Origin of the sequence: Mycobacterium sp. NS-7484 (genome assembly GCF_001953975.1) — a bacterium.
Lineage (GTDB): Bacteria > Actinomycetota > Actinomycetes > Mycobacteriales > Mycobacteriaceae > Mycobacterium.
In genome coordinates this window covers 97,277-105,030 of record NZ_MBEJ01000094.1, presented here as the reverse complement: position 1 = coordinate 105,030, position 7,754 = coordinate 97,277, and the positions used below count along the sequence as shown (strand labels likewise).

The 7,754-nt window shown below is 66.6% G+C and carries 2 protein-coding genes (1 of these 2 cut by a window edge); both read right to left on the bottom strand.

Features of this window, described 5'->3' with window-relative positions:
• A partial coding sequence (locus tag A5733_RS27750; RefSeq protein ID WP_233152718.1) for a non-ribosomal peptide synthetase occupies positions 1-3,762 on the bottom strand: 3,762 nt, incomplete at its 3' end.
• Positions 3,759-7,754, bottom strand: partial view of a non-ribosomal peptide synthetase gene (locus tag A5733_RS27745; protein WP_076241013.1) — the 3' end only. 20,361 nt of this gene lie beyond the right edge of the window; only the last 3,996 of its 24,357 coding nucleotides appear in the window; its start codon lies beyond the right edge, outside the window; the stop codon is at positions 3,759-3,761. The genes A5733_RS27750 and A5733_RS27745, both read right to left, overlap by 4 nt.

Here is a 7,754-nt window from a genome sequence, read left to right as displayed (position 1 = left end):
CCCCGGCCCCCCCCCCCCCGACAACGCCGCAGCGGGCTCGGTCGCGAGCGTGGCGTCGGCGATGTCGACGACGGCACACTGGTGCCCGGCCACGCGATCGACAAGCTCGGCGGTGGTCACCGCGGCGACCGGAGCGGCATCGGAAAGGATGAACTCGACACGCTCATCCGGTACCGACGGATCGATCGGCACATACGCCGCACCGGTCTTGAGCACCGCGAAAACCGCCACAACGGCCTCGATCGACCGCGGGAGTAGCAACGCCACCCGCTGTCCGGCACCTGCGCCTTGGTCGATGAGCCTGTGCGCCAGTCGATTGGCGGCCTCGTCGAGGTCCCGGTAAGTCATGTGGGTTCGGTCGAAACTGACGGCCACCTGCCCGGGACAGCGGGCCGCTTGCGCGGCGAACAGAGCCGAAATCGATGACGGCGCAGATTCGGACCGGGTCAGCGTTGCCCGGTTGCCCAGCGCATCGAGGCGTGCGTGTTCATCGGATTCGAGCACATCGATTGTCGACAGCCGCCGGTCGGCGTCGGCGGTCATCGCCTCGAGCATCCGCTGTAACCGATCGACCAGGGCGGTGATGCTTTCCGCGTCGAAAACGTCGGTGCGGAACTCCACCGTCCCCGAAATCCCGGTGGCCTCTCCGGTTTTCGCCCAAACCTCGGCGAGCGAGAACGACAGGTCCATGCGGGCCGTGCGGGTGCCCAGGGGTAACTGAGCGACCTCGATGTCCCCCAGCATCGAACCGTCGCCTGGTCCGCCGGTCTGACCCGGAACGTTCTGCCAGGCGAACATCACCTGCACCAGCGGGTGATGGGCCACCGATCGGGTCGGGTTGAGCCGCTCGACCAGCACTTCGAACGGCACATCCTGATGCTCGAAGGCGCTCAAACTGCGTGCCCGGACTTGAGCCAGCACCTCGGCGACACTGGGGTCACCGTCCAGCTCGACCCGCAGCACCAAGGTGTTGACGAAGAATCCGACCAGGGCGTCGAGTGCTGGATCGCGGCGCCCGGCGATCGGGAAACCCACCGCCACGTCGGACGTCGCACTCAACTTGGCCAATACCATGGCCAGGGCGGCCTGCACCACCATGAAGCTTGTCGTGTTTTGCTCACGGGCCAGACGCGCAACTTGGCGCTGAAGATCGGCCGACCATTGCACATCCACCCGGTCACCGCTTTGGTCAGCGACCAACGGATACGGACGGTCCGTCGGGAGTGTCACGCGTTCGGGCATCCCGGCCAGAGCGCTCTCCCAGAAATCCAGTTGCTGGGAGATGCGGCTGCCGGGGTCGTCGAGATCACCGAGTTGCGTGCGTTGCCACAGCGTGTAATCGGCATATTGCACGGCCAACGGCTCCCAACCGGGGCGTCGTCCGGCACACCGCCCGGCGTACGCAATACCCAGGTCGGCCACCAGCGGGGTGATCGACCAACCGTCGGCGGCAATGTGATGCACCACGGCGACCAATACATGCTCACCGTCGGAGACCCGGAAAAGCCTTGCGCGTAGCGGTATCTCCGTGGACAGATCGAAACTGTGCCGGGCAGTCTCTTCGACCGCCGCAGCCAAGCGGCTTGCCGACCAACCGCAGGCGTCGACGACGTCCCAGCCGAACTCGACGTGTTCGGCTGAGACCACCCGCTGCTGCGGTAGTCCGTCGACTGCCGGATACACGGTACGCAGGCTCTCGTGGCGTTCCAGCACATCGCCGAAGGCTGCGCCCAGCGCCGCGACATCGAGGTCCCCGGTCAGACGTAACCCCACCGCCAAGTTGTACATCGGTGAGGGCCCGTGCAATTGGTCGAGGAACCACAATCGGCTCTGCGCGTAGGACAGCGGCATCACCGCGGGACGGGATCCGGCGACCAGTGGTGGCAGTCGATGTTGCCCATCGCCGATACGCAGCATCAGCTGGGCCACGGTGGGCGCATCGAAGACCACACGCTCTTCGAGACCGGCATCGAGTGTCCGGTTGAGCGCGGCGACCAGACGCATCGCCAGCAGCGAATCGCCGCCGAGATCGAAGAAAGAGTCGTCGATTCCGACGCGGTCCACGCCGAGGATCTGTGCGTAGATTCCCGCGACGATTTCCTCGGTGGGCGTGGTCGGTGCGCGGTAGTCGGTGGACTGGTATTCCGGTGCGGGCAAGGCCTTTTTGTCGAGTTTGCCGTTGACCGTCAACGGCAAACTGTCCAAGGACATCACCGCGGCAGGCACCATGTACGGCGGCAACCGGTCGGCCAGCGCAGCACGCGCTGCCACGGGGTCGGCGCCCCCGGTGACGTAGCCGACCAGCCGCTTGTCGCCGGGACGATCCTCCCGCACGATGACCTCGGCCTGCTCGACGCCGTCGAGGGCCGTCAGTGCCGCCCGGATTTCGCCGAGCTCTATGCGGTAGCCGCGGATCTTGACCTGTTCGTCGGCGCGGCCTCGATACTCCAGTTGGCCGTCGGTGCCCCAGCACACCAGATCCCCGGTGCGATACATGCGGGTGCCGGTGGTCGCGAACGGACAGGCCACGAACCGCGTGGAGTTCAGCCCGGCCCGTCCCGCGTAGCCATATCCCAAACCCGCACCGGCGACATACAACTCGCCGACAACGCCCGCCGGGACGGGACGTAACCAGCCGTCGAGGACAAAGAAGGCCAGGTCGCACAGCGGTACACCGATCGGGCTGACCGTGTCGTCGAGATCCACCGCGGTGATCTCGCGGAATGAGGCGTGCACGGTGGTCTCGGTGATGCCGTACATGTTGATCAACCGGGGCGATCCGGCATGTCGCTCCCACCACCGCCTCAGCCGCGAGGGTTCCAGCGCCTCCCCGCCGAAGATCACCGCCTCCAGGTTGAGTTGCCCGGCGGATTCCGGCTGTACCGTATCGACGGCTTGCAGCGCATAGAACGCCGACGGCGTCTGGCTCAGCATCGTGACGCGCTGCTCGGCGAGCAAGGCATGGAACTCCTCCGGTGAGCGTGTCACCGATTCGGGAACCACGACCAAGCGGTCGCCGTGCAGCAGCGCACCGAAGATCTCCCACACCGAAAAGTCGAACGCCAGTGAATGGCAGTGAGTCCACACCTGCTCCCCCGACAAGGGCAGGCGGGTATCGATCGCATTCAGCAAGCGCGTCACACTGCGATGTGGGATTGCCACCCCCTTGGGCACACCGGTGGTGCCGGAGGTGTAGATCAGATAGGCGACGTCATCGGGTTGTGGCCCGGCCGGCACCACGGTACCGGCGGGAGATCCCGGCGCCGACGCCTGGTTCGCACCGACATCGATCACTGGTACACCGCGACCGTCGAGGCGGGCCGCCAGGTCTGCGGTCGTCACCGCCGCCACCGGGCGGGCGTCGGTGAGAACGAACTCCAGCCGCGCATCGGGCACCGCAGGATCGATCGGCACATATGCCGCACCGGTTTTCAGCACGCCCAGGATCGCCACGATCGCCTCGGCCGAGCGTGAGAACAGCACCGCCACCCGTTGGCCCGGACGTACTGCATGCTCGATGAGCCGATACGCCAACCGATCTGCCGCCGCGTCGAGCTCGGCGTAGGTCATTGACCTGCCGGCACAGCTGAGGGCCACCGCTGCGGGATCACGGGACACCTGGGCCGCGAACAATGCCGGAATCGAGGCGGCGGTGACCGGCTGGGTCAGTGCGTCACGGTTACCCCAGTGCTCCAGTTCGTCGAGTTCGTCGTCGTCGTCGAGATCCATCGACGACAATCGCCGGTTGGCGTCGGCGCTCACGAGTGCTGGTCCTTCCCGGTCATCGCCTCGAGCACCCGCTGGAACCGCCCGACGATCTTGTTCACCCGCCGTGCGGTGAACACGGTGGTGTCGAACTCGACCCGTAGAACGAGTTCGCTGCCGGGCATCGCCTGCAGGGTCAGCGGGTAATGGTTGTATTCGCGGCCGGTCACCGCGGTGATGGCCAGCCCGTCGGCCATCGATGACACTGCGGTCTCCACGGGGTAGTTCTGGTAGACGAACAGGGTGTCGAACAACTGCTCGTGGCCGACAACCCGGTGAATCTCGCTGAGGGCCAGGTGCTGGTGATCGAGTGTGTCACTGTGCAGGCGTTGCAGGGTCTCTAGCAGATCGGCGATGGTGGTCTCCGGGGTGATGGTGGCGCGGACAGGCACGGTGTTGATCAGCAGGCCGATCATCGATTCGGCACCCGTCACGTCGGCTGAACGGCCCGACACCGCAACGCCGAAGGTGACATCGTGCTGTCCGGTCAGCCACATGAGCACTTGCGCCCAGGCCGCCTGGAGCACCGTGTTGACCGTGGTGTGTTGCGACCGGGCCAGCTCGTGCACGGCCGTGGTGGTCTCGGCGGGTAAGTGGAACGTCTCGGTGGCACGGGCTCCTGGCCTGGCGCCGGTGTTGGGAGCGACCAGAGTCGGTGTGGTGAACCCGGCCAGCGCGTCACGCCAGGCGGTGCGGGCGGCATCGGCGTCCCGGCTCGCCAACCACGTCACGAACCGGCGATACGTCCCAGCGGCCGGCAGGTGCTGTCCGTGGTAACCGGCGAAGATCTCCTGCAACAGGATCGGCAGCGACCAACCGTCGAGGACGATGTGGTGGTACGTCATGACGAACCGGTGCTCGTCGGCACCCGACCGGATCAGCGCGGCGCGGAACGCCGGCTGGTCGATCAGGTCGCATACCGCGGAACGCTCGGCGGCGCACAGCCGTTGGAATTGCTCATCGGTGGCTATGTCGAGGTACTGCCAGGGCACGCGCGGCTCGACCGGAATGATCTGTACCGGTTCGCCGAACCGTTTGTCGAAGCGGGCGGCCAGGTTGGGGTGGCGGTGCACCACGTCGTGTACCGCCTCGCACAGCCGGTTGGCATCCAGTGGCCCGGTGATGGTGACATCGAGTTGCATCGCGTAGACGTTGTCATCGTTTCCACGAGTTCTGTTGGCCTGGAACAGAAGTCCGCTTTGCAGTGGCGTCAGCGGCAGTATGTCGGCGATGCGGTGATCCTGGCTCAGCTCGTCGATCTGGTGCTGGGCGAGCACGGTGGGGACGATGTCCGACGGGGTCAGACCACCGCCTCCGTTGCGCACGTGCGCGCAGATGCCGGTCAGAGCATCGAACCACAGCTGCGACAGGCGGCGCACCTGGCTCTCGTCCAGCGCCGAGGGAGCCCACGTCCACGACGCGTAAAGGCTTGGGCCGTCGTGGGTTTCTACGGTGCTCGCGTTGAGTTCGACAGTGTGCCCCAGCGGCATGGGGATGGCTGCGGCGGCCGCGGCGACGGCGGCTCCATCACGATCGACCTGCCACAGGCCGGCGAAGGCTTCGGACTCACCCGCCGCCCCGGCCGCGCCCATCCGGCCGAGGTAGTTGAACCCGATCGTCGGTTCTGCCCCGCAGAGTTCGACGTCGGGGTTGAGGTAGCGCAACAACCCGTAGGTCATTCCGTCGGGAAGGCCGCGAAGTTGTTCCTTGACCGCCTTGATCACGCCGCCGAGCGCCGATTCGCCGGCCACGACCGCAGGCCAGCTCAACCCGTTGAGATGCCGCCCGACATCCAAAGCGACCGGGTACTTCGCGGTGAACCAACCCACGGTTCGCGACAGATCGATGTTTCGCGCGTCAAGCCCATCCAGGTCCTCACTACGGCCGTGGCCTTCCACATCGACGACGACGGGCAGAGTGATCTGCAGGAACTGTGTCAACGCCAACCCATAGGCGATCAGCAGAATGTCCTGCACCCCAGCGTGGAACGCCGCCGGAGCCTCACCGAGCAGAATGCGGGTGGTCTCGGCATCGAGCGCTACGGAGAGGTGGCCCGCGGTGGCGTACGTGTCGGCCTCTGGCCGCACCGCCGGCAGTGCGGTCGGAGCCGCCAGCACCCGTCGCCAATGGTCGGCCTGCTCCGCCACCGTGGCGGACCGTGCGTATTGATCGAGTAGGTTCGACCACTGCGCGAAAGACGTTCCGGTCGTGGGTAATACCGCCGGATGACCCTGACGGAGCTGAGCCCAGGCGATGTTGAGGTCTTCCAGCAGAATCCGCCACGACACCGCATCGACGGCCAGGTGATGGACGATCAACACCAACTGGCCGGTGGATGCGACCCACAGCGCGCTGACCATCTGCCCGGAAGCCGGGTTCAGCCGGGACCGGGCCGCCGCCAGGGCCTGCTCGGATATCACGTCCACCGACTCCAGACAGGCTCGCGCAGAACCCGTTTCGGGGACCAACAGCGACCAGTGTCCGTCGTCGTCGTCGTCTACCCGCAGCCGCAGCGTCGCATGCCGATCGAGCAGCGCGTCCATGACGGTCTGGACGTCGGATTCGGTGACTCCCGGCGGAGCTTGGGCCACCACCGTCTGGTTGAACTGATCGACGGGGCCGCCGGCGCGGTGAACATCTTCGAGCCAGCGCATGATCGGCGTCGCCCGCACCGGACCGACACCCTCGTCGGCCGGGCCGGTGTCGCCGCCGGTCACTCCGACCACGTGTGCCAGTCGTGCCACGGTCTGCTCGACGAAAATGTCGCGGGGCCTGCACGTCACACCGCAAGCTCTGGCCCGGGCGACCACCTGCATCGACAGAATGCTGTCTCCGCCCAGGTCGAAGAAGGAGTCGTCGACTCCGACCCGCTCGAGCCCGAGCACCTCGGCGTAGATGCCGGCCAGGATGCTCTCGACGGCGCTGCCCGGTGCACGATACCGATCGGCGTCCTGGTACTCCGGGGCCGGCAAGGCGCGGGTGTCGAGTTTGCAGTTCACGGTCAACGGCAACGCATTCAGGACCACGATCGCGGACGGCACCATGTAGGGCGGCAGTCGCTCGGCCAAGACGTTTCGTGCCCCGGCCGGATCCACCGACCCGCCCGTCACTTCGGTGACATAGCCGACCAGACGCTTGATTCCCGGTTGATCCTCACGAGCGATCACCACAGCTTGTGCGACTCCGGACACCCCACTCAACGCGGTCTGGACCTCCCCGAGTTCGATGCGGTAGCCACGGATCTTGATCTGGTCGTCAGCGCGACCGAGATACTGCAGTTGGCCGTCGGCGCGCCAGCTCACGAGATCACCGGTGCGGTACATCCGGGCTGCCGGACGTCCCGGCTCGCCGAACGGACAGGCCACGAACCGTGCTGCGGTCAACCCCGACCGGCCCAGGTATCCACACGCCACGCCGTCACCGGCCACGTACAGTTCCCCGACCACTCCAGGGGGCACCGGACGCAACCATTCGTCCAAGACGAACAGCGATGCGGTGGGTACCGGGGCACCGATCGGCGCCGCCCCGGTGCCGGGCAGCAGAGGTGCACTCATCGAGGCATAGACCGTGATCTCGGTGGGGCCGTAGGCGTTGATCACCACCCGTCCCGGTGCCCACCGATCGACCACCTCGCCTGGGCAGGCCTCGCCGCCGAGCAGCAGGGCCACCGACTCCAGGCCGTGCGGGGACAGTGCCCCGGCGGCCGAGGGCGTCTGGGTCAAGACGTTGACCCGCTCGGCGACCAGAAGCGCGTGGAAATCGTCCGGTGAACTCACCACCGACTCGGGCACCACCACCAGGCGGGCACCGCCCAGCAGCGCAGCCCAGATCTCCCACACCGAGAAATCGAAGGCGTACGAATGGCATTGGGTCCAGACTTGCTGTTCGGGCAGGGTCGCGGGCGTGGACCGGGCCAGGTGAGTCAGGTTGTGGTGGGTGACGGCCACACCTTTGGGAACGCCGGTCGTCCCCGAGGTGTAGATGAGGTA